Raw genomic sequence first — 23,183 nt, forward strand, 5'->3', positions numbered from 1 at the left:
CATGCATCTGGTTCAATTCGAATTGAGTAGCGGCGAGCGCCGTGTCGGGGTGGTCGAGGACGGCCTCGTGCGTGAAGTACAAGATGCGCGCACGGTTCGCGATCTGGCCCTGGCCGCGATCGAGGCTGGCAGCACCCTCGCGCAGCAAGTGCAAACCCTTGGCCTCGGCATCAGTCACGATTACGCCGAATTGCTGGCCAAACTGCGCATTTTGCCACCGCTGGACCACCCGGACCCGGCGCACCTGCTGGTTAGCGGCACCGGCCTCACGCACCTCGGCAGCGCCTCGGCCCGGGACAAGATGCACCAGCAGGCCGGTGACGAAGCGGCGATGACCGACACCATGCGCATCTTCAAGTGGGGCGTGGAGGGCGGAAAACCGGCGGCGGGGCAGGCCGGTGTGCAGCCGGAATGGTTCTACAAGGGCGACGGCAGCATCGTTGTGCGTCCCGGTCAGCCGTTCCCGCTGCCGCCGTTTGCCGAAGACGCCGGCGAGGAGCCAGAAATGGCCGGGCTCTACATCATCGGCCACGACGGCAAGCCGTATCGCCTCGGTTTCGCGGTGGGCAACGAATTCTCCGATCACGTCATGGAGCGCAAGAATTACCTGTATCTGGCCCACTCGAAACTGCGCAGTTGCAGCTACGGCCCGGAACTTCGCACGGGTGAATTGCCTCAACACCTGGCGGGCACCAGCCGCATCCTGCGCGACGGTGAAGTGCTGTGGCAGAACGAGTTCCTCAGCGGTGAGGCCAACATGTGCCACAGCCTGGCGAACCTCGAATACCACCACTTCAAGTACAGCCAGTTCCTGCGTCCCGGTGACGTGCACATTCACTTCTTCGGCACCGCGACCCTGTCGTTCGCCGATGGCATTCGCACTCAGCCGGGCGACGTGTTCGAGATCAGCCAGGCCGAATTCGGCGCACCGCTGGTCAACGGCATCGCTCCGGTCGCAGCGGCATTCGAACCGGACAGCATCGGCACCCTTTAAGGAGATCCCATGACTCAGATTCTCGGTCACAACTACATCGGTGGTCGTCGCAGTGCGGCGGGCAACGTCAAGCTGCAGAGCGTGGACGCCACCACGGGCGAAGCACTGCCCCACGATTTCATTCAGGCCACGGAAGCGGAAGTAGACGCCGCCGCCAAAGCCGCTGCGGCGGCGTATCCGGCGTATCGCAGCCTCAGCGCCGAACGCCGCGCGCAGTTTCTCGATGCGATTGCCGATGAACTGGACGCGCTGGGCGATGATTTCGTCGCCGTGGTCTGTCGCGAAACCGCACTGCCGGCCGGGCGGATTCAAGGTGAAAGAGGGCGCACCAGCGGCCAGATGCGCTTGTTCGCCAAAGTCCTGCGACGCGGTGATTTCTACGGTGCGCGCATCGACCTGCCGTTGCCGGATCGTCAGCCGCTGCCACGTCCGGATCTGCGCCAATACCGCATCGGCCTCGGCCCAGTGGCGGTGTTCGGTGCAAGCAATTTTCCACTGGCATTCTCCACCGCCGGCGGCGATACCGCATCGGCGCTGGCGGCCGGTTGCCCGGTGGTGTTCAAGGCCCACAGCGGCCACATGGCCACCGCTGAACTGGTCGCCGATGCGCTGATTCGTGCAGCAGAAAAAACCGCCATGCCGGCCGGTGTGTTCAACATGATCTACGGTGGTGGCGTCGGTGAATGGCTGGTCAAACATCCGGCCATTCAGGCGGTTGGTTTCACCGGTTCGCTGCGGGGCGGACGGGCGCTGTGCGACATGGCCGCCGCGCGGCCTCAGCCGATCCCGGTGTTCGCCGAGATGTCGAGCATCAACCCGGTCATCGTGCTGCCCGAGGCCCTGGCCGTGCGATCGGAAACCGTCGCCCGCGATCTGACCGCTTCGGTGGTGCAGGGCTGCGGTCAGTTCTGTACCAATCCGGGCCTGGTGATCGGCATCCGTTCGCCACAGTTCACCGCATTCGTTGAGCAAGTCGCGGCGCTGATCGGTGATCAACCGGCGCAAACCATGCTCAATGCCGGGACCCTCGGCAGCTACGGCAAGGGCGTGGAAAAACTTTTGGTGCACGCTGGCATCGAGCATCTGGCGGGCAATCCGCAACAGGGCAATCAGGCGCAGCCGCAGTTGTTCAAAGCGGATGTTCGCCTGCTGATCGATGGCGATGAAGTGCTGCAGGAAGAAGTGTTCGGCCCGACCACGGTGATCGTCGAAGTGGCCGATCAGGCGCAGTTGAGTGCGGCGTTGAATGGCCTGCACGGGCAACTGACGGCGACCATCATCGGCGAGCAGACGGATTTCGAGCGCTTCCCGGAGCTGACGCCGTTGCTGGAACAGAAGGTCGGGCGGATCCTGCTCAATGGTTATCCGACCGGTGTCGAAGTGTGCGATTCGATGGTTCACGGCGGCCCGTATCCTGCGACGTCCGATGCCCGCGGCACCTCGGTGGGTACGCTGGCGATCGATCGTTTCCTGCGTCCGGTGTGCTTCCAGAATTACCCCGACAGCCTGCTGCCGGAACCGCTGAAAAACGCCAACCCGCTGCGTATTCAGCGGCTGGTCGACGGCAAGCCATCGCGCGAAGCCCTCTAACCGCATGATCGTTCCCACGCTCCGCGTGGGAATGCAGCCCGGGACGCTCCGCGTCCCATTCGAGAGCTGTAACGCGGAGCGTCCCTTGAGGCATTCCCACGCAGAGCGTGGGAACGATCAAGAGCGGGGCTTTGAGCTATCATTGGCCCTTTCCCCCTGAAAGACATGATTGCCATGACTGCCGTAACCGACACCCTTCTCAACGCCCTCGAACACTGCGGTATGGTCGAAATCGACGGCCTGCACGCTTTCGAATTCGCCCTCGACGAAGACGACAACCTGCACATCGAATGCATCGATGGCCGAACAGCCAAGCACTGGGAATTCACCCCGGCTCAGGTGGCGGCGGCGACGTTTGATGAAGACCTGCAGAGCTGGTTGATCGTCGGTTTTTCCAGCGACACCAAAACCGTTGGCGAACACCGTCTGGTGTGCCTCGGTGACGTACTGAGCAGTGCCGACGACGAGGATGAAACTGAATGAACATGCGTAAATTCTGGCCATTGCTGATGGCCGGCAGTGTCGGCGCGATGGGCCTTTCCAGTGCCTCGGCCGAGAGCTTCCAGTTTTTGGTGGGCTCCTACACCGCCGGCACCAGCGAAGGCATCTACCGGATGAACTTCGACAGCGCCACCGGCCAGATCGCCGCCAAACCGCTGCAAGTGATCAAGAGCGAAAACCCGTCGTGGCTGACCCTTTCGAAGGATCAGCACCGGGTGTTCGTGGTCAACGAAAACGGCCCTGGCCAGAAGGATCCGGTCGGCCGCGTCAGCAGTTATTCCATCGATCCGAAGACCCACGCGCTGACCCTGATCAATCAAGTGCAGAGCCTGGGCAACGAGCCGACCCATTCGAGCCTCAGCGGCGACGCCAGCCATTTGTTCGTCAGCAACTACTCGGTGGTTGAAGATCCGGGCGGCACCCTCGCGGTGTTGCCGGTCGGCAGCGACGGCAAGCTCAAACCGGTGGTGCAGATGAGCGCGCACCCGGCGAGCCGGGTCAATCCCGAGCGTCAGGCCTCGAACCACGTGCACTCGACGGTGTCCTCGCCGGACGGTCGTTATGTGTTCTCCAATGACCTGGGTGCGGACAAGGTCTTCATCTACCAATTCGACCCGAAAGCCAATTCGGATCTGCCGCTGACCCCGGCGAAAACCGCGTCGGTGCAACTGCCAGCCGGCAGCGGCCCGCGTCATCTGCTGTTCAGCGCTGACGGCAAACATGCCTGGCTGACCATGGAAATGAGTGCTCAGGTCGCAGTGTTCGATTACAAGGACGGCGTCCTGACCCAGACGCAACTGGTCGATCTGGCTGCCGGCCAGCCGACGTCGGACAAAGCCGCCGCCGCGCTGCACGCGTCCGCCGACGGCAAATTCCTCTACGTCAGCAACCGTGGCACCGCCAATCAGCTGCTGGTGTTCGCCATCGACCCGGCCAGTGGCCAGCTCAAGGAGCTGCAACGACGTTCGGTGGAAGGCGATCACCCGCGTGAGTTCAGCCTCGATCCAAGCGGCAAATTCCTGCTGATCGCCAACCAGAAGAGCAACCAGATTGTCGTGGTCGAGCGCGACGACAAGACCGGTCTGCTGGGCAAAACCGTGCAAAAACTGCCGATGGACGCCCCTAGCGATCTGAAGTTTCTCGTGCGTCAATAAGCCGCAGGCCCCGATCTGCGGGGCCTGAAGCTATGTATTAATCCTGCTGATAACAGGTAATGTTGCAAAGCATTTCAAGCGATCGACCCTCGAGCGTTAAGTTTGCTTCACGGCCCAACCGGGCAAGCAAGCCAACTGAACACGAGGGTTACCGCCATGAACTTCAATCTTTTCTCGATCATCGCCGCTTCCGCCATCTCCGCCACCGTGGCTCTGCCAGCCAGTGCCAACGTTGAAATCAGCGACAAAAAATCCCACACCCAGAGCTACACCCAGAAATACCTGCAACAAAGCGCCAACTTCTACGCCGCGCTGGATCACAAAGCTCAACACTGAAATTTCCGTCACGCCCTGGAACTGCCCAAGGCTGCGATCCTTTGATCTTGTTTCTCAAAAAGCAAAATCAAAAGATCGCAGCCTTGGGCAGTTTTTTGCCTGCGCAACGGCCGACGATAGCTATTTTCAAACAGCGAGATAGACCGGCTAAATAATCAACGAAACTGATGGTTACTATGGAAAACCCTGAGTGGTTACCCCGGCTTTTTTGATCGATTCTGTGGGCCTCGAAACATTGTCCACGGAGCACACATCATGGCCAGTTCAATCATCACTTCCGCCAAGCGCGGCGCCTACGTGGCCATCGGTCTGTACCTGGTCATGGTGCTGTTTGTCAGTCTGGCGTCGCAGTCGCAACACAGCTTCGAAGCACCGATCGACGTCGCCCATCCCGGCATCCAGTTCGAACTCCGCTCCCAGAACGCGACGGTGGATTCAGCTGAACTCGCGGGAGTCGGCGGAGCATGAAAGGCTACAGACTCTGGGTCATTGCCGGACTGGCGTTCATGACCAACGGCGCTTCGCTTTTGGGATTCGGTCAGGGCTCGGTCGGTGGACTGGCCCGGGCCATAGAGGCCAACCACAACATCGCGCACAACATCGAACGGGCCAATGCGCTGGGGCTGCTGGCCGGCAATCCGCCAGTGAAAACTCCCAGCGGTTTTCTCGGCCCGTTTGAAGTGGATTGCTCGGCCATCGGCATGTGTGAAGTGCTGGCGTAACGCGCCTACTTTTTCATGATGCCGGTGAACAGCTCCGACTCCAGAAACCGCTGCAACCAGGTCTGCAACCGCACGTAAGGCGTCTGCGCAAACCAGTCACGATCCACGTGAGCGAACTGGCGAACGAACGGCAACAGCGCGATATCGGCCAGGCTCGGATGATTGGTCAGCAAGTATTCGCGACCCTCGAGCAACTCATCCAGTTTCTGCAAGAACAGAGCACCTTCCGCCCGATAAACCTCCATCGGCTGTTCCGGATAACGCTCGGCGTACTTGTAGCGATTCAAGTGAACCTTGAACACTTGATCGTTGGCTTCGATCAACTTGGCGATCCTTGAATCGCCCCCCAGCAACCACTCATCCGGATCGTTCTGCGCCAGCGCCCAGCGCATGATCTCCAGGCTTTCATCGATCACCTGACCGTCCGCATCCAGCACCGGCACCGTGCCCTTGGGCGAGATCGCCAGCATCTGGGCCGGTTTGGCTTTCAGGCTGACTTCAACGATCTCCACCGGCACACCCGAATAACGCAGGGCCATCCGCGCCCGCATCGCGTACGGGCAGCGGCGGAAGGAATACAGCGTGTTCATTTCACCTCCAGTGTGCTCAAACCGTTGCCCTGGCGCTGTACCTGAATCTGCACCGGGATCCGCTCGTGCATTTCCTGCACGTGGGAAATCACCGCGACCTTGCGGCCCTGAGCCTGCAAGCCGTCGAGGGCGTCCATGGCCAGTTGCAGGGATTCGGGGTCGAGGCTGCCAAAACCTTCGTCGATGAACAGCGATTCGATCTTCAACGTGCTCGACGCCATCGAGGCCAGACCCAGGGCGAGGGCCAGCGACACCAGGAAGGTTTCGCCACCGGACAGCGAATGCACCGAGCGCAGTTCGTCGCCCATTTCGGTGTCCATCACCAGCAGGCCGAGCATGCTGCCGCCACGCTTGAGGCGATAGCGCTTGACCAGTTGCCGCAGCTGCACGTTGGCGTGATGCACCAGCAGGTCGAGGTTGTAGGCCTGGGCGATCTTGCGGAAGGTGTCGCCGGTGGCCGAGCCGATCAGCGCATTGAGCCGCGCCCAGCGCTGATACTCGGCATAGGCGTCGGCGATCTGCTGCGCGAGCGCCTGATTGGCGTTCTGGCGGCGCTGGTCTTCGGCCTGCTCGGCGCGCAGTTCGGCGCATTGCTGTTCGCTGGCCGTGCACTGGTTTTGCAGGTCGGCGAGGGCGCTGGCGAGTTGTTCGGCATCCAGATTGCCGTTGTGTTGGGACTGATGATCGAGCAGGCGCTGATCGCGTTCCTGCAACAACACCTTGGCCTGTTCAACGGCTTTTTCGTTGCGCTGCAAGCGCTGGCGCAGTTCATCGACTTGCGCGTCATCGACCCGCAGCAAGTCTTCGAGGCCACCGTCATCCAGCTCCGGATGGCGGGCGCGCCAGTCGGCAATTTTGCCGGCCAGATCGCGGTCTTCGGTTTCCAGCGCTTGCAGACGTTCCTGCTGCGCTTTCAGTTCGGCGGCGATTTGCACGAGCTGCGTACGCGCGTCCTGCAGCGCCTGAGTCGTCGTGGATTCGGCGTTGCGCGCCTGTTCCACCGCCTGTTCCAGTTGCTGCTGCCAATGCTCGGCGCAGGTGTGATCACCCAGCAATTGCGCAAGCTTCTCTTGGCTGGCCTGTTGTTGCCCTGTCAGCGTGTTGAGCTGCTGCTCAGCGTTTTGCAGCTGCTGCACACGGCCCTGTTGGCGGTCCTGTTCTTTCTCAAGCGTCTGCTGGCGTTGTTGCTGTTCGGCCAGCTCTTCCTTCTGTTGATCGACTTGCGCCAGACGTTCGGCAATCTGCCGGTCAAGCTGCATGAAGGTCGCGGCCGGTTCGGCGCGCAAGGCGTCGAGGGTGTCGCTCGGCAGCAGTGTGGCGAAGGCCGCCAGTTCTTCGTCCAGGCGTTGGCGGTCAGCGCTCAGCTCGCGCTGCTGATTGCTCAGGTGCTGCGACGCTTGGTGGTGTGCGGTTTCGGCCTGACGCAATTGCTGGGTCAGCCGCGCCGCATCCTGTTGCAACGTGAGCAGGGCGGTCTGGCGCTGTTCGTCCTGGGTGATGCTCTGGTTCAGTTGATCGTTCTGGCGAGTCAGCCACGCGGCGCGCTTGTCACTGTCCTGATTCAGCAACGACGCAGCCAGCGGATGCGCCTCGATGCTCGGCGTCAGCGATTGTTGCTGAGCAGCCAGTTGTTCCTGCTGTTGCAGCAACTCTTTCTGTTGGGCAATCACGCCACCGACGCTGGCGCGCAGCTCGGTGAGTTTTTCCTTCAGTTGATCGACCGCTTGCTGCGCGCTGGCCTGCTCGCTTTCGTCGTGACGGCCGAGGCTTTGGAGCAGGGCTTCCGGCTGGTGATACGGATGTTCGTTGCTGCCGCAGACCGGGCACGGCTGGTCGTCCTGCAACTGCGCGCGCAGCTCTTCGACACTGGCACTGCGGGCCAGACGCTGACGTTCGAGCAATTCACGGGTGACGTTGAGGGTCTGTTCGGCGACAGTCAGCTCGGACTTGGTTTTCACCCCGTCCTGGGTCAGGCGCTCGCGCTCCTGTTGCGCATCGAGCTGACGCTGTTGCAGTTCGGCACTGCGTTTGTCCAGCTCCTGCTGACTGGCCCACAGGCGCGTCAGGTCTTCAATGGCGCGCAGTTGCTTGCGGTTGTCCTGCAACAGAGTGCCGAGGATGCCGATCTGTTCGGCGACCGCGTCCGGTTCGGCACCAGCCTCCTTGAACAATACTTCCAGCTGCTGCCTTTGCGTGGCAAGCGCCTCGGTGGCGCGAGTGGCATTTTCTTCGAGGGAAGCGAGTTCGCCTTGACCTTTGTTCAATCGATTGCCGATCAGCATCAGTTGCTGCAAGCGGTCGCGATAGGCATTCCACGCTTCGCTCAACGGTGCCAAGTGAGCGCTTTGCTCGAGATCGGCGGCGATACGTTGCAAGCGTTCGGCGACCTGTTTCTGCTGATCGAGCAGGGTCTGGATTGTGCCCTGGCCCTGGGCGCAGGCTTGCTCAGCGGCTTGCTTCGCTTCGGTGCCGGTTGCGACATCCTTGGCGAGGCGGGCGAGGGTGCTTTGCTCCTCGAACGCCTGACGCAACAGCGGCGCGCCTTCGCTCTGCTGCGTTTGCGCCTGGGTCAGGGCAATCTGCGCTGCGGCGAGATCCTGTTCCAGTCGCGTCTGGCGCTCAGCCAGTTCGCCTTGTTGCTGGGTGTGCGCGTGGATCTGTGCGGCCAGCGGCGTCAGCTGGGTATCAAGTTCGGTTTTGCGGGCGAACTGGTGCCGTTGCGGGGCAAGTTGTTCTAGGCGGGTGAGCTTCAGACGCTCACCGGCCAGCGACTCCCTTTCGTGCTCGGCGCTGCGCAGTTGTTCGGCGGCGGCCTGTTGCGAGTCTTGCAGCCGCAGCAGTTCCTTGAGCCAGTCATGCTGCTGCTCGATTTGTTTGAGCTGCGCCTGCTGCAACTTGAGTTGTTGCTGGGCGGCATTGAAGCGCTCGTCGAGTTCTGCGCGAGCCTCGGGGGCCAGCGGGGTCACGCCGGTAGCCTGATCCTGCAACTGCTTGTGGGCTTCGCGGGCCTCCTTGGTCTTGTCGAATGCGCGGCGGCCGAGGCGGGTGTAGAGCGCGGTATCGGTGAGTTTTTCCAGCAGTTCGCTGCGGTCGTTGTCGTCGGCTTTGAGGAACGCACTGAATTCGCTCTGGGCCAGCAGCACGGCGCGGGTGAATTGTTCGAAGTTCAGGCCCAGCGCGGCTTCAAGCTGAGTCTTGTGCTCGCCTTTCTGGCTGGCGAGCAGTTGATCCTGATCGATGTCGCGCAGGCTCTGACGGCTGGCCTGCAACTTGCCGCCGGCCTTTTCCCGAGCGCGGTTGGCTTCCCAGCGCGCGCGATAGCGACGGCCATCGACGCCGACAAAATCCACCTCGGCAAAACCTTCACCCGTGCCGCGACGCAGCAGGGTGCGCGGGTCGCCAGTGGCGATTTCGCCGTCGGCGTCCGGCACCTTGGCGTCACGCCCGGTGTTGTTCAGACGCGGCACGGCGCCGAATAGCGCCAGACACAGCGCATCGAGCAAGGTACTTTTGCCGGCGCCGGTCGGGCCGGTGATCGCAAACAGTCCGGCGCTGGCCAGCGGTTCGGCGGTGAAGTCGATCTCGAACGGGCCGGCCAGCGAAGCGAGGTTCTTCAAACGAATGGCGAGAATCTTCATGGCTGCTCGCCCTCCATCTGGACGTCTTGCAGCAGCTCGGCGAAGTCCTTGAGGGTTTGCTCATCGACCTCGCTGCCGTAGTTGTCGAGCCAGGCGCGGCTGAACAATTCCTGCGGCGTGAGCTGGTCCAGTTCGATCAGCGCGCTGCCGTCCTCGGCGCCGTCAGCGCCCCGGTTGCCGGCGTATTCGGCGGCAATTCGCACCAGTCGCACAGCCTTGCCTTGCAGGGCGCTTTCGACCTGATGGCGCAGATCCGGCTGCGGTTCGTCGAGGCGTACCCGCACTTCCAGCCACGGCTGGCGCTGGGTTTCGGCCAGCAGGTCGATATTCGGCAGGTCCGCCAGTTGCAGCAGGATTTCCGCCAGCGGCGCAGGGCCGAGACGCTGCAGATTGACGGAGCGGGGGATCAGCATTGGCTCGACGCTGACCAGGGTTTCGCCGTCCAGAACGACGTCGAGCACCTGGTGCTGATAACTGATTTCCGAAAACGACAACGGGATCGGCGAGCCGCTGTAGCGAATCCGTTCTTCGCCGTTGACCTTCTGCGGCTTGTGCAAATGGCCGAGGGCGACATAGCTGATGCTCGGCCCGAACAGGCTGGCAGGCAGGGCTTCGGCGTTGCCGATGATCAGGCTGCGCTCGGAGTCTTCCGATACCGAACCACCGGCCATGTGCGCGTGGCTGATGGCGACCAGTGCCTGGCCCGGTTGGCGCTTGGCATTCGCTGCTTCGATCAGCCATTCATGCACCTGACCTATGCCGCGCAGGTAGTTGTCGCCCAGATGCGCGCCGGTCACTTCGGCAGGCCGCAGGAACGGCAGCGCCAGGCACCACGCGGCAATCTCGCCGGACGCATTCGGCAGCGGCAACAACAGACGCTCCGCATCCAGTTGCCCGTCATCCAGCCACAACACCCTGCCCAGCGCATGGGTACGCAAACGCCGCATCAACGGCGCGGGCAGTTCGATCCGCGAACCGGAATCGTGGTTGCCGGCGATCATCACGATGGTCAGCAACGGCTGCTGTTCATGGGCGCTGACGATGAAGTCGTAGAGGCGTTCCTGGGCTTTGACCGGTGGATTGACCGTGTCGAAGATGTCGCCGGCAATCAGCAGCACGTCCGGCTGCGCCAGCTTCAATTGGCGCAGCAGCCACTCGAGAAAACAGGCGTGCTCGAAATCGCGTTCCTGGCCGTGCAGGTTCTGCCCAAGGTGCCAGTCGGAGGTGTGAAACAGACGCAAGGCTGACTCCGCAATATAAAGAGGTGATGGCCACCGGGATGAGAGGGGCGGCGAAAGAGGGGAGAGTTTACAGATTATTGCGCCAGGAGGCGCTGACCCTGCCCGGGGACGTCAGTTGAAGGGTATTTGACGGCATGATGACCGTTCGTCGGCAACGCCGGGTCGTCGCATCCAATAATTGACGCCAAAATAGTGGCCATCTAATATCGCGCCATTAATTTGATATCAGTGTGCCGCTACGAGGGAACGAACAGGCGTTCATGGCTTTTGCCGTGATCGTCCGGGCAACGCTTGATCGCCTTGCGCAACTTTCTCCCTATCCGATTTTGCTCTGACGGGCGCCATCCGCAACCCCGTCGGGATCGTCGCGCCTGCCTTCAAATCGCCCATCCTGCCTGTGCATTGAGACCCTTACATGGACGTTCGTCAGTTCTCCTTTCTCGCTCGCCTGCCATCTGCCGCCGTAAAAAGCCGTGATCAGTTCTGCGGTATGCCCAAGCGAGGACTGGCGTTTTTGCTGGCCAACGTCATGTTCTGGCAACCGATGTGGGCACAGGCCGACGGCATTGTGGTGGCCAACCCTGGCACTACGCTCGACCGCGCCGGCAACGGCGTGCAGATCATCAACATCGCCACGCCCAACGGGGCGGGTCTGTCGCACAACCAGTTTCATGACTACAACGTCAGCGCGCAGGGCGTCATCCTCAACAACGGTTCCAACCAGGCTTCGTCCACTCAATTGGGCGGCTACATCATTGATAACCCGCACCTGAAAAACAGTGGTTCGGCACAGGCGATCCTCAACGAAGTCATCGGTGGCAGCTCGAGCCAGTTGCGCGGTTACACCGAAGTGGCGGGGCAGTCGGCGCGGGTGATCGTCGCCAACCCGTACGGCATCAGTTGCAACGGTTGCGGTTTCATCAACACACCACGCGTCACCCTTACCACCGGCAAACCGGTGCTGGATGGCAGCGGTCGGCTGGATCGTTTCCAGGTCGATCAGGGCAGCGTCGCCATCGAAGGCGCCGGGCTTAACGCAACCAATGTCGACCGCTTCGAAATCATCACCCGCAGCGCGAAGATCAACGCCGAGATCCAGGCGAAAAACCTGACCATCGTCGCCGGGCGCAACGACGTCAACGCCGACAACCTCAACGCCACCGCCCGCGCTGACGACGGCAGCGCCAAACCGCAACTGGCCATCGACTCTTCGGCGCTGGGCGGCATGTACGCCGGTGCGATCAAACTGGTCGGCACCGAAGCCGGGGTCGGGGTGAAACTCGACGGCAAACTGATCGCCAGCGGCGGTGACATCCAGCTCGACGCCAACGGCCAGTTGAGCCTGGCCGAGACCTCGGCCACCGGCGCGGTCAACGTCAAGGCCGCCAGCCTGGAGACCCGCTCGGCGGTCTACGCCGGCACTTCGCTGAACGTGCAGACCCAGGGCGATCTGACCAACCGACAGACTCTCGCGGCGCGGGATAGCATCAGCCTCAGTGCGGGCGGTCAGTTGACCAACGCCGGGGCCATTGAAGCCGGGGTCAATGCTGACGGCAGTCGCAATGCCAATGGTGATCTGAGCCTGAGTGCGCAAAACATCGACAACCGTGGCAAGAGCCTGGTGGCCAGCCGCAATCTGGCGGTGAATGCCGCGCAGGTGCTGAGTAACCAGGGCGGCACGCTGAGCGCTGCGCAGATCGCAAGCATCGTTGCAGGGACACTGGACAACCAGAATGACGGGCGTGTGCTGAGCAAAGGCGCGCTGAACGTGACCGCCAGTCAAGTGCTCAACAGCCAAGGTTTGATCGACGCAAAGGGTAACCTGACGGCCACGATCGGTCAGTTGAACAACAGCAACGGCCAGGTTTCGAGTTCCGGTATCACTCGACTCAGCGGAACCTCCGTCAACAACCTCGGCGGCCAAATCCTGGGTGATCTGGGGCTTAACATTGATCTCAGTGCCGCGCTGGACAATCGCGACGGCATGCTCGGTTCCGGCGTTGCTCTCGATCTCAAGGCCGGTAGTCTCGATAACCGCGACGCCGGGGTCGTGGTCAGCGATGGCGGTCTTGTGGTGCGGGTCAGCGGTCTGCTCGACAACCGCAACAAGGGCGAAATCACTGCCAAGGGCGCCATTGACGCGCAGGCCGGTCATCTCGACAACCGTGACGGCAAAGTCATCGGCAAAGGAACGCTGGCACTGCGCAGTGATTCGGCAGACAACCGTGGCGGCGCGCTGCAAGGCGACGGGCAACTGACGCTGAACGTCGATCGACTGGATAACCGCGACAACGGTCTGATCATCGGCAAGGCTGGCATCACATACGCAGGCACGCGCCTGGACAACAGCAGTGGCCTGGTCAGTGCTGTCGGCCCGGTGGGTATCAAGGCTGGCGAGGTGCAGAACGCCAAAGGGCGGATCTCCAGCCAGGGCGACTTGACCGCGACCATAGGCCTGCTGCAACAGCAGGGCGGCGCACTGGTCGCACAGGGCAACCTGAGCCTGACCGGCACCACACTCGACAACCGTAACGGCGGGCTGATCGGCACAAAAAAAGCGCTGACTCTCGCGGTCGATGACATCGATAACCGGGCGGGCGAGCTATCTGGCAGCCTGTTGCTCAACATCAAGGGCCAGCGGCTGGACAACAGCGACGGTGGCAAGGTTCTCGCAGCCAGCGATCTGGAACTGGCGGTTGCCCGGTTGATCAACCAGAGCAAAGGCATGATCGTCGCCAGTGGTGCGACGAAACTGACCGGCAGCACGCTGGATAACACCGGTGGCTCGTTCGATAGCTTGAAGGGCCTGGTCATCACACTGGACGATGCACTGCTCAACGGCCAGGGGCTCATCAGCAGCGAAGGCACGTTGACCATCAATGCCGGCCGTGTCGATAACAATGCCGGCAACCTGACCAGCGCCGGCGCCCTGGCGTTGACCAGTCTTGGCGCGCTGCTCAATCAGGGTGGCTCCATCAGCACCGACAGCACTCTGAAACTCAAGAGCGCCAGTCTCGACAATAGCCAGAAAGGTCTGATCTCCGGCAAGGACAACAGCCGGATCGACAGCGGCGATGTCGACAACAGTCAGGGCGGGCGCCTGATCAGCGGTGGAACGCTGGACTTCACGGCGGGGCAGGTGAACAACGCTGCAGGCCGCATCGCCAGTCAGCAAGCCATGACCATGTCGGTCACCGGCCTCGATCAGCAGGGCGGTGAACTGTTCAGCAAGACCAGCCTGAGTCTTGATTTGAACAACGGCCAGTTGAACAACCAGAACGGTTTGATCAATGCGCCCGGCGAATTGCTGCTCAAGCAACTCAATGGGGTAAACAACCAGGGCGGTGAAATCTCCAGCCAGCAAGCCTTCGCACTGACCGCCCATGACCTGGACAACAGCAACGGTAAACTGCTGAGTCAGCAAGGCTTGACCGTACGCATTGCGCAGGCGCTGAACAACGCCAAAGGCGTTATTTCCGGCGCATCGCTGGACAGTCACAGCGGCAGCCTCGACAACAATGAAGGCTTGATCAGCAGCCGTGGCCCACTGACGCTGACGACCGACAACACCCTGGATAACCAGCTTGGTACGGTGATTGCCGACGGCAAACTCGAACTGACGGCGCAGACGCTGGACAACCGTGGCGGCAGCATCGCCGGCAAGTCGGACGCCACCGTGCAGGCGAAAAAGCTCGATAACCAGAACGGCCAGTTGATCGCCACCGGCGTCCTCAAACTCGATGCCGACCTGCTCGACAACCGTCAGGGCGGACTGCTCGGCTCGACCAAGGCGATGACCTTGAACGTCGACGACTTGGATAACCGCGGCGGTGAAATCAGCACCAACAGCGACCTGCAGGTGATTGGCAAAAAACTCGACAACAGTGACGCCGGCAAGATCTTCACCGGCCAATCGTTGACGCTGACCGTTGAGCAACTGATCAACCGCAACAAGGGCCTGATCAGTGCCGGCACTTCGTTCGACCTGCACGGCGATTCACTGGACAACAGTGGTGGCGAGCTGCTCAGTCAGCAGGCCATGGCTCTGACGCTGGGCGGTGCATTCGATAACAGCCAGGGCAAGGTCAGCAGCGAAAGCGCCCTGACGGTCAAAACCGCGCAACTGACCAACATCAAGGGCAGCCTTTCCAGCGCTGCGGACCTGACAATCGAGAGTCGCGGCAGCGTTGATAACCAGGGCGGTGCGATGGTCACCGATGGGGCGATGGTGCTCGACAGCACCCGCCTCGACAACCGTCAGGCAGGCACACTCAGCGCCAAGGGCGCGGCCCGCGTCTCCACAGGCGACTTCGACAACAGCACCGGCAAGCTCAGCAGCGCCGACACCCTGAACCTTGTCGCGGGAAAGGTCACCAACCGCGATGGCGGGCAGATTGGCAGCCTGGGCGCTCTGACGGCATCGGTCACCGGGCTCGAGCAGCAGGGCGGCAAGCTGTTCAGCAACACTCGCCTGAGCCTGGACATGAACAATGGCCAGCTTAATAACCAGAATGGCTTGATCAATGCCCCCGGTACGTTGCTGCTCAAGCAGCTCAATGGCGTGAACAACCAGGGCGGAGAAATTTCCAGCGGTGAAGCCTTTACCGTGGCGGCGCAAAATCTGGACAACGGCAATGGCAAATTGCTGAGCACCCAGAGCCTGACGCTGCGCATCGCCCAGGCACTGGACAACGTCAAAGGCATGATCGGTGCAGCATCGATCGATGCCCGTGCCGGCAGTCTGAACAGCAGTGGCGGCAGTCTGGTCAGCCGCGGTGATCTTGACCTGACTGTCGATGGCCTGCTGCGCAACGACAGCGACGGCCTGGTGAGTGCGGCGCAAGCGCTGCGTATTCGCAGCGCCGACCTGAACAACCAGAGCGGTGTTTTGCAGGGCATCGGCAGCGTCACGCTCAATGCCATGGCCCTGAACAACCGCGACAAAGGCTTGATCAACAGCCAGGGCAGTCTGTCGCTGACGGCGACAGCGCTGGACTCCAGCAATGGCGGTGAAGTCTCTGCCGGTGGCGACATCGACCTGACCTTGACCTCTCTGACCCAGAACGGCGGGCGCTTGCTGGGCGACAAGGCCGTTACAGTGGATCTGGCCAATGGCGACGTCGACAACACCAATGGTTTGTTGACGGCCAAGGGGCCGTTGACCCTCAAGCGCTTGCGCGACCTGAACAACCAGGGCGGCGAGATTTCCAGCAGCCTGGGTTTCGACGTCATTGCCCGGGCGTTGAACAACAATGCCGGCAAGATCATCAGCGGCGAGAAACTGAAGCTCAGCGGTACGACCCTGACCAACCAGAACGGCTTGCTCTCGGGCTGGCAGCAGTTGAGCGTCAGTGGCGACAGTCTGGACAACCGCGCCAACGGCACGCTCTCAAGCCGCAACGGCGATGTGTCGGTCGATCTCAAGGGCGCTCTGCTCAACAGCGGTAACGGCGCTCTGGTTTCGCAAGGCAGTCTGACCGTCAATGCCGGCAGCCTCGACAACAGCGACAAAGGCATCCTCAGCAGTGCGGCAGGGCAGACCCTCACGCTCAAAGGCTCACTCAACAACAATCAGGGCGGCCTGATCGACAGTGGCGCCGCACTGGACATCACCAGCACTGCACTGACCAACGTCGGTGGTTCTATCAACGCGCTCCAGGCGCTCACTGCCAACGCTTCGAGCCTGGATAACAGCGGGGGCAAACTCGCGGCCAACGGCGCGATCAACCTGAACCTGTCGGGACTGTTGAACAACAACGCCGGCAAACTGGCGGGCACCGGTCCGGTCGTGATCAAAGGCGTCAGCGATCTGAGCAACCGCAACGGCCAGCTCGCCAGCCAAGGCTCGCTGCAACTGCTGACCGGCTCGCTGGACAACGGCAGCAAAGGCACCATTGCGGCCAATGATGACTTGCAGATTACCGCCAGCGCCGCCGTGCGTAACGATGCCGACGGCTTGATCTACAGCCAGACCGGCAGCCTGCAACTCAAGGCGGCAAGCCTGGCCAACGGCAAAGGTTCGATCCAGAGCCAGACCGGCCTGACGCTCGACATCACCGGCGATCTCGATAACCAGAGCGGAAAAATCATCGCTCAGGAAGGCGACGTGACGGTCGGTGCGGCCAGCATCGACAACCGCGGCGGGATTCTGTCCAGCATCAAGGGCGCGCTTGAGGCGCGTACCGTCGGTGTCCTGCGCAATGGCTTCGACCTGAACAACAATCGCCAGGGCGGCGTCATTCAGGCTCAGGGCCTGAAACTGTCGGCACTGGCCGGTCTGGACAACAATGGCGGGCGCATCTCGGCGCAAGGCTCCGATGCGAATATCACCACCGCTGCATTCGATAACCGCAACGGCGTGATCTACGCCAAAGGGCTGGTTGGCGTAAGCGGCTCGAGCCTGGACAACGTTGCCGGGCAGATCGCCGCCGAGCGCATCGACTTTGGCTTGAGTGGTGCGCTGAACAACGGCGCGGGTGTCATTGAAAGCAACAGCCAAATGACCGTCAAAGCGGCCAGCGTCAATAACCAGAATGGCCGACTGCGTTCGCTGGGCACCTCTGGCAAGACCGAGTTCCAGATTGGCGGCCTGCTGGATAACCGCAATGGCGTGCTGGAAACCGCGAACACCGACATGACCCTGGCCGTCGGCAGCTTCCTCAACGGTGGCGGGCAGCTCAACCACGTCGGCCGTGGCCGATTCGATCTCTCCACGGCCAACGTGATCGGCGCCGGCGGCAGCATTACCACCGGTGGCCTACTGGATCTGACGGCCGACACCTGGAACAACTCCAGCGTGATTCAGGCCGGGCGATTGAACGTGAACGTCCGCCAGTTCAGCCAGAGCGCCAGCGGCAAGCTGCTGGCCTCCGATCTTCTGCAGATACGTGGGGGCAACTGGACCAACGACGGCCTGCTCGCCAGTGATGGCCTGATCGATATGCAACTGACCGGTGCCTATGGCGGCAATGGGCGGATGTCGAGTCAGCGTGGTCTCAACCTGAGTGCAGCGCAAGTCAACATAGGTGGTGCCGGCAGCATCGCCGCTGGCGGATCGTCGACGATCAGTACCGGTGGATCGCTCGTCAACTCGGGCCGCATCACCTCCAGTGAAGATCTGACCGTGAACGCCGGCAGTGTCGCCAACTACGGCACGTTGGGTGCGGCGCAGAACCTGAACATCAACACCCCTTCATTGCTCAATGACCGCGGGTTGATCTTCAGCGGCAAGGACATGACGCTCAGTGTTGGCAATCTGACCAACCAGCATGGTGATTTCTACGGTCTGGGTAATGTTGTTGTCGGTGGTTACGGCGGTGCAGCGAGGGCGGCAGGCGTCTACAACATCTCCGGTTCCATGGAGAGCGGTGGCGCGTTCACGATGAATGCCGATGTCTTCGAAAACCGCTCCGAAGGCCCAGTGATGTCGGGTGACCGCAAACTGGTCTCTGGCTACATTGCCAATATTTGCAACGACTGCCGCGGCGGGACATTCGTTTTCACGCTTTCGGCTCATGAGCTTTATCAAAGTACTGACACTGATACCAGCGCCTCTGCCGTATTGAATGTAGGCAAGGACTTCGTTTTCCAGGGCGGGACTTTTCTTAACAGCAAAAGCACCGTGGCTGCCGGCGGCAATATCAGCATCACGGCCGACAGCCTCAAAAACATTGGTGCCAAGAGCGGCACCATCGAACGTACAAGCACTTACGTCCTGACCATGGGAGCGGGCGATACTCCACGGTTTTTCGAAAGCGTCGTAATGCCTTACAACCAGCGCAACAATCCTGATTTCCCGTATGTGTATTACATCGATCCGGCGGGTGCTATCCGTAAAGCCATTCCGACATCCGGTCGTGTCAGAGAAGGGAACCGGGACGGCGAGTGGTACAACGTGGTGGGTCTCAAGGACAGTGAGACAGGCGCAACGGTCAGTGCGTTACGTGGCTATAACATCGCACTGCCTGGTTTGAACTATGGCTTTGAATCCACAACGCCATCTCTTTATGACAAGAATAATCTGGTCGAACTGCCCGCTCAGTTGACTCAGTACAAACCTGAGTCCGTCACTGAAGTCGCTGTTGACAGCACAGGTGCAGCGAGCACAGGTACAAGCCGCAATGCTGTCATTCAGGCCGGTGGCAACGTTTCGATCACCGCCGTCAAGGACGTGGAGAACAGCGTCATCCACCAGGATTACGGCGCTACTGGCGGTACCAACAAAGTCGCAGACACTCGGGTTGGCAACACCGGCATAGCGGTCATCAGGATCAACAGCCAGTTGCCACCGGAGCTGGCCCAGCAGCAGGTCAATCCACTGACCTTGCCGGGCTTCTCCTTGCCGGTAGGCGACAAAGGTCTTTTCCGTCTGAGCACCCAGGGGGGCAGTGACCTTTCTCCTGTAGTCGCTACAGGTCCATCGCCCACCTGGACAATGACCGGCGAGTCGGTCAAGGCCGAGCAGCATCTGGTCGCAGGCACCAGCGGCGGTCCGCGCAATTTGCTGGTCGATGCTCCTGCACCGGTCTCTGACAGCACGCGCGCCGTCGATACCTTTCGACGCGACCCGACCATGGTCAAAGCGGTCGCCAGCACGCTGGATGTGAACGTTCCGGTGAATCCGGCCGGTCCCGGCAGGGGCGGACGTGGCAATGACGCCCGGGAGTCGATCGACAGTCGCCCGGTCACCCGCGTGACGGGCCTGCCAGACACCAAGGCCCCGGCGAACGGCCACAAATACCTGATCGAAACCAACCCGGCGCTGACCGATCTCAAGTCCTTCATGAGTTCGGACTACCTGCTCGGCAAACTCGGTTACGACCCGGACCAGAGCGCCAAGCGTCTCGGTGACGGACTCTTCGAGCAGCGTCTGGTGCAGCAAGCCGTGACCGCGCGCACCGGCCAGGCCTTCATCGATGGCCGAAGCAACAACGAGGACATGTTCCGCTACCTGATGGACAACGCCATCGCCAGCAAGGACGCCCTCAACCTGTCGATGGGCGTGGGCCTCACTGCCGAACAGGTGGCGGCGCTGACCCACGATATCGTCTGGCTCGAAGAGCACGAAGTGAACGGTGAAAAAGTGCTGGTGCCGGTGCTGTACCTGGCCCAGGCCAACGGCCGTCTCGGCCCGACCGGTGCGTTGATTTCCGGTAAGGACGTGACGCTGATTGCCGGCGGGAATCTGGATAACGTCGGGACGTTGAAGGCGACGAATGATTTGATGGCTATCGCCGGTAACGACGTTGTCAACAGCGGAGTGATTGAGGCGGGAAATCGCCTGGATGTTCTGGCGGGCAATGATGTCGTCAACAAATCCGGCGGCATCATCACCGGGCGGGATGTAAACGTGACAGCGATTCGTGGAGACGTACTTAACGAGCGAACCATTACGACCCAGACCAATAACACCCGCCTCGCCTCTCAAAGTCATGACTTCGCCGACAGCGCAGCAAGAATTGAAGCGGCCAATGATCTGACGGTAATGGCAGGCCAGGACATCAATGTTAAAGGCGCAGTCATGCAGAGTGGCCGGGACATGACGTTCAACGCAGCTCGCGACATCAACGTGACGTCAGCGCAGGTGGCGAACAGCGTCTATTACGACAGTCGGCACAACAGCAGCAATGTCACTCAGTTGGGTTCGGAACTGGACTCGGGTCGCGATGTATCCATGCGCTCCGGCCGCGACATAACAGTCGTTGCCAGCAAGATTGACGCTGAACGCAATGTCGCGATGGCCGCGACCGGTGACTTGACGATCAGTTCGGCCGCAGATGAGGAGCACTCCCTGTCGAAGAGCAAGAAACTTACAAAGCAGGAAGATCACGTCAGCCAGGTCATGAGCGATATCAAGGCTGGTGGCAGTGTTGCAATGAGTGCAGGTGATGACATGGCGGTGATCTCCAGTCGCATCAGCGCCGGTGACGAGGCGTACTTGGTTGCCGGAGACCGACTGGACATTCTTGCCGCGCAGGACACTGACTACTCGTTGTATGACAAGAAGAAGAAAGGCTCATTCGGGTCCAAACAAACCAAGCGCGATGAGGTGACTCAGGTCACTCATATCGGTAGTGAAATCACGTCTGGCTCCAACATGGTTTTGGCAAGCGGTGGGGATCAGCGTTACCAGGCTGCGAATCTGCAAAGTGGTGGCGATCTCACGATCAACAGTGGCGGCTCAGTCACGTTCGAAGGTGTGAAGGATCTGCATCAGGAAAGCCACGAGAAGAGCAGTTCCAGTCAGGCCTGGACGTCCATGTCGGGTAAAGGCAGCACCGATGAGACGTTGAAACAGACCCAGATGACGGCCGCAGGAAAGCTGGCAATCCATGCGGTTGACGGGCTGAAAATCGATGTCAGACAGGTCAACCAGCAAACCGTAAGCGAAGCCATTGATGCGATGGTCAAGGCGGATCCGAAACTTGCGTGGCTCAAGGATGCCGAGCAACGGGGTGACGTGGACTGGCAACTGATCAAGGAAACCCACGAATCGTTCAAATACAGCAATTCGAGCCTGGGTCAGGGCGCGATGCTGGCAATCATTATCGTCATGACCGTATTGACCGCCGGAGCGGCAAGTGGTCTGGCGGGCACAATGGCGGGTGCGACAGCTGGCTCGGGCTCGGCAATGGCTGCGGGATCGGCGACCATGGCAGCGGGCTGGGGGAACGTTATGGCAACCAGCGTAATGACCTCGATGGCCGGCTCGGCGACGGTGAGCGCCATCAACAATAAAGGCAATCTGGGCGCGGTCGTAAAAGATGTCACCAGTACCCAGAGTCTGAAGGGCTACGCTACATCCGCCCTGACAGCGGGCATCACTTCCGGGTATCTGGATGAGGCGTTTGGTGCATCGACCAATCCCACAGCAGGAATCACGAAAGGATTCGATCTCGGAAAGTTGAGCGGCATTGGTGACTACATCAAGTATTCTTTGGCCCAAAGCGCGACACAGGCCGGAGTAAGCACCCTCATCAATGGCGGTAGCCTTGGTCAAAACCTGATGACAGCGATTGCATCGCAAGCCAATAACGTCGCCATGGCAACCGGGTTCAACTTTGTCGGCGATTACGTGAAATATCCAACAGGCAGTTTCGAAAAAGTACTGGCCCATACACTGATGGGAGGGTTGCTGGCTCAAATCACTGGGGGAGATTTCAAAACGGGTGCGGCAGCAGCAGGCGCCAATGAAGCGTTGAGTGGAATTCTTGATGGAATGACCAAGGGCGACAAGCAACTTGAACTAATGGCTTCTCAATTGACCGGTATTCTGGCGGCGACTGCCGTCGGAGGTGATGTACAGCTTGGGGCGGACATTGCCAAATACGCAACGGCGTTCAATCGTCAAGGGCATGAGGAGGAAGAGCATGCCAAGGAAGAAGAGGCCAGTAAGGGCGACTTCAAAAAGGAAAACCTCGATAAAGCGACTTGCTACATGATCCGGTGCTGGGCCCAGTATGAAAGGGGGAGTGCCGAGTATCGTGCAAATTACCTCACGGAGGCTGATATGGCCGGGCTCAGCAATGAGTTGACCTGGGCTGATGCTCAGCGTGACAGGGGTTTGTTTGACTATACTTATTTTGATTCAGTCTCGGATTTTGCAACGCGTGATGCCTTTCCTCTGGGAGCCGATGCTCTTCAGGCGGGTCTCGGGGTGGGAACCGTGGTATCGGGTTTCAGTCTGTGCGCCACTGTTGCAGGTTGCGCCTTTGGAGGGCCTATGGCGACGATTGGAGCAGGTAACGCTGTAGAAGGCAGTAGCGGTTTTTATAACCACATCTTTGGTGATGAGCCCTTCCGATATAATCCTGTAAAGGACGCATTTTCATACTTTGGAGGTGAGTATGGATCTGCTGCATACAGCGGTGCGGATCTGTTCTTCAGTGCAGGGTCGGGGTTCGTAAAAGTACCTTTGAGAATATCGTCGGACGGACTAAAGAACACCAAGTCGCTATTCGGTGTGACAGTGGAAAAATTTGATAATAATTTCGTCGTGCCTGTTTTTGGTAAGACTTTGCCTTTCGGGAGCGCTCTGGGTATGTATCTGTATGGTGTGACTGGAAAGGCGTCTGACTTTTATAAGGAACTAAATAGTGGCAAGTAGAAATATATTCGCCAGATCGGTCGTTTTGTTGTGTGTCGTCTGGTTTGTGTTCATGGTGTCTTTGCTGCTTTCTCTTGTAGTGGTTTCACTGTTGATGGCGGCGCTATATGTTTTTTTCGAGCCTGATTTCAGGTTGGTATTCAAGTGTGTCGGGATTCCATTGGCATTGGTTCTGTCGGCGCGATGGATTTACAAGAACCTGGCTCGTGTGAAAGACTTTGCTGATGGGTGAAAGGTGCGAGGTGGAAAGGAAGGACGGATTTATTTATTGCTTACTGTTGTAAATAAATCTGACCACTTCTTGAGAGCAG

At 60.3% G+C, this 23,183-nt stretch carries 11 protein-coding genes; 8 read left to right on the forward strand and 3 right to left on the reverse strand.

Annotated features, from left to right (window positions below):
* The first annotated feature begins 1 nt into the window (after position 1).
* The 7 genes from araD1 to CAF74_RS09975 all read left to right on the forward strand — a co-directional run bounded on the left by araD1 (position 2) and on the right by CAF74_RS09975 (position 5,297).
* Positions 2-994: an AraD1 family protein gene (gene araD1 / locus CAF74_RS09945; RefSeq protein WP_085746238.1), complete on the forward strand. Its 993-nt coding sequence runs from the start codon at positions 2-4 to the stop codon at positions 992-994.
* Between the two features lie 9 nt (positions 995-1,003).
* Positions 1,004-2,584 (forward strand): aldehyde dehydrogenase (NADP(+)), encoded by a 1,581-nt coding sequence (locus CAF74_RS09950; RefSeq protein ID WP_085746239.1) that lies wholly within the window; start codon positions 1,004-1,006, stop codon positions 2,582-2,584.
* A 174-nt stretch (positions 2,585-2,758) separates the two neighbouring features.
* Positions 2,759-3,067: a DUF5629 family protein gene (locus CAF74_RS09955; RefSeq protein ID WP_085746274.1), complete on the forward strand. Its 309-nt coding sequence runs from the start codon at positions 2,759-2,761 to the stop codon at positions 3,065-3,067.
* Positions 3,064-4,239, forward strand: a complete 1,176-nt coding sequence (locus CAF74_RS09960) for a lactonase family protein (RefSeq protein WP_085746240.1) — start codon at positions 3,064-3,066, stop codon at positions 4,237-4,239. The genes CAF74_RS09955 and CAF74_RS09960 overlap by 4 nt, the downstream gene beginning before the upstream one ends.
* 156 nt (positions 4,240-4,395) lie before the next feature.
* Entirely contained in the window at positions 4,396-4,575 is a 180-nt protein-coding gene (locus CAF74_RS09965; protein ID WP_011334602.1) for a hypothetical protein, read from the forward strand.
* A 255-nt stretch (positions 4,576-4,830) separates the two neighbouring features.
* Positions 4,831-5,043 carry a hypothetical protein gene (locus CAF74_RS09970; RefSeq protein WP_085746241.1) on the forward strand — a complete coding sequence of 71 codons (213 nt, stop codon included), beginning with the start codon at positions 4,831-4,833 and terminating at the stop codon, positions 5,041-5,043.
* Positions 5,040-5,297, forward strand: a complete 258-nt coding sequence (locus CAF74_RS09975; protein WP_085746242.1) for a hypothetical protein — start codon at positions 5,040-5,042, stop codon at positions 5,295-5,297. Before CAF74_RS09970 ends, CAF74_RS09975 begins: the two co-directional genes overlap by 4 nt.
* A gap of 5 nt (positions 5,298-5,302) precedes the next feature.
* Here the strand turns inward: CAF74_RS09975 and CAF74_RS09980 are convergent, their stop codons facing one another.
* Genes CAF74_RS09980 through CAF74_RS09990 form a run of 3 tightly spaced genes read right to left on the reverse strand, consistent with a single transcriptional unit; the run spans position 5,303 to position 10,766 of the window.
* Positions 5,303-5,887 carry a glutathione S-transferase gene (locus tag CAF74_RS09980; RefSeq protein ID WP_085746243.1) on the reverse strand — a complete coding sequence of 195 codons (585 nt, stop codon included), beginning with the start codon at positions 5,885-5,887 and terminating at the stop codon, positions 5,303-5,305.
* Positions 5,884-9,525 (reverse strand): AAA family ATPase, encoded by a 3,642-nt coding sequence (locus tag CAF74_RS09985; RefSeq protein ID WP_085746244.1) that lies wholly within the window; start codon positions 9,523-9,525, stop codon positions 5,884-5,886. Before CAF74_RS09985 ends, CAF74_RS09980 begins: the two co-directional genes overlap by 4 nt.
* The gene (locus tag CAF74_RS09990) at positions 9,522-10,766 is read right to left on the reverse strand and encodes an exonuclease SbcCD subunit D C-terminal domain-containing protein (protein ID WP_007959327.1); all 1,245 of its coding nucleotides are present in this window, start codon (positions 10,764-10,766) and stop codon (positions 9,522-9,524) included. The genes CAF74_RS09985 and CAF74_RS09990 overlap by 4 nt, the downstream gene beginning before the upstream one ends.
* A gap of 415 nt (positions 10,767-11,181) precedes the next feature.
* Between CAF74_RS09990 and CAF74_RS09995 the strand changes: the two genes are divergently transcribed.
* Positions 11,182-22,872 (forward strand): filamentous hemagglutinin N-terminal domain-containing protein, encoded by an 11,691-nt coding sequence (locus CAF74_RS09995; RefSeq protein WP_085746245.1) that lies wholly within the window; start codon positions 11,182-11,184, stop codon positions 22,870-22,872.
* Positions 22,873-23,183: the final 311 nt, after the last annotated feature.

Source organism: Pseudomonas sp. R45(2017) (assembly GCF_002112305.1).
In the GTDB taxonomy this organism is placed as follows: Bacteria; Pseudomonadota; Gammaproteobacteria; order Pseudomonadales; family Pseudomonadaceae; genus Aquipseudomonas; species Aquipseudomonas paraglycinae.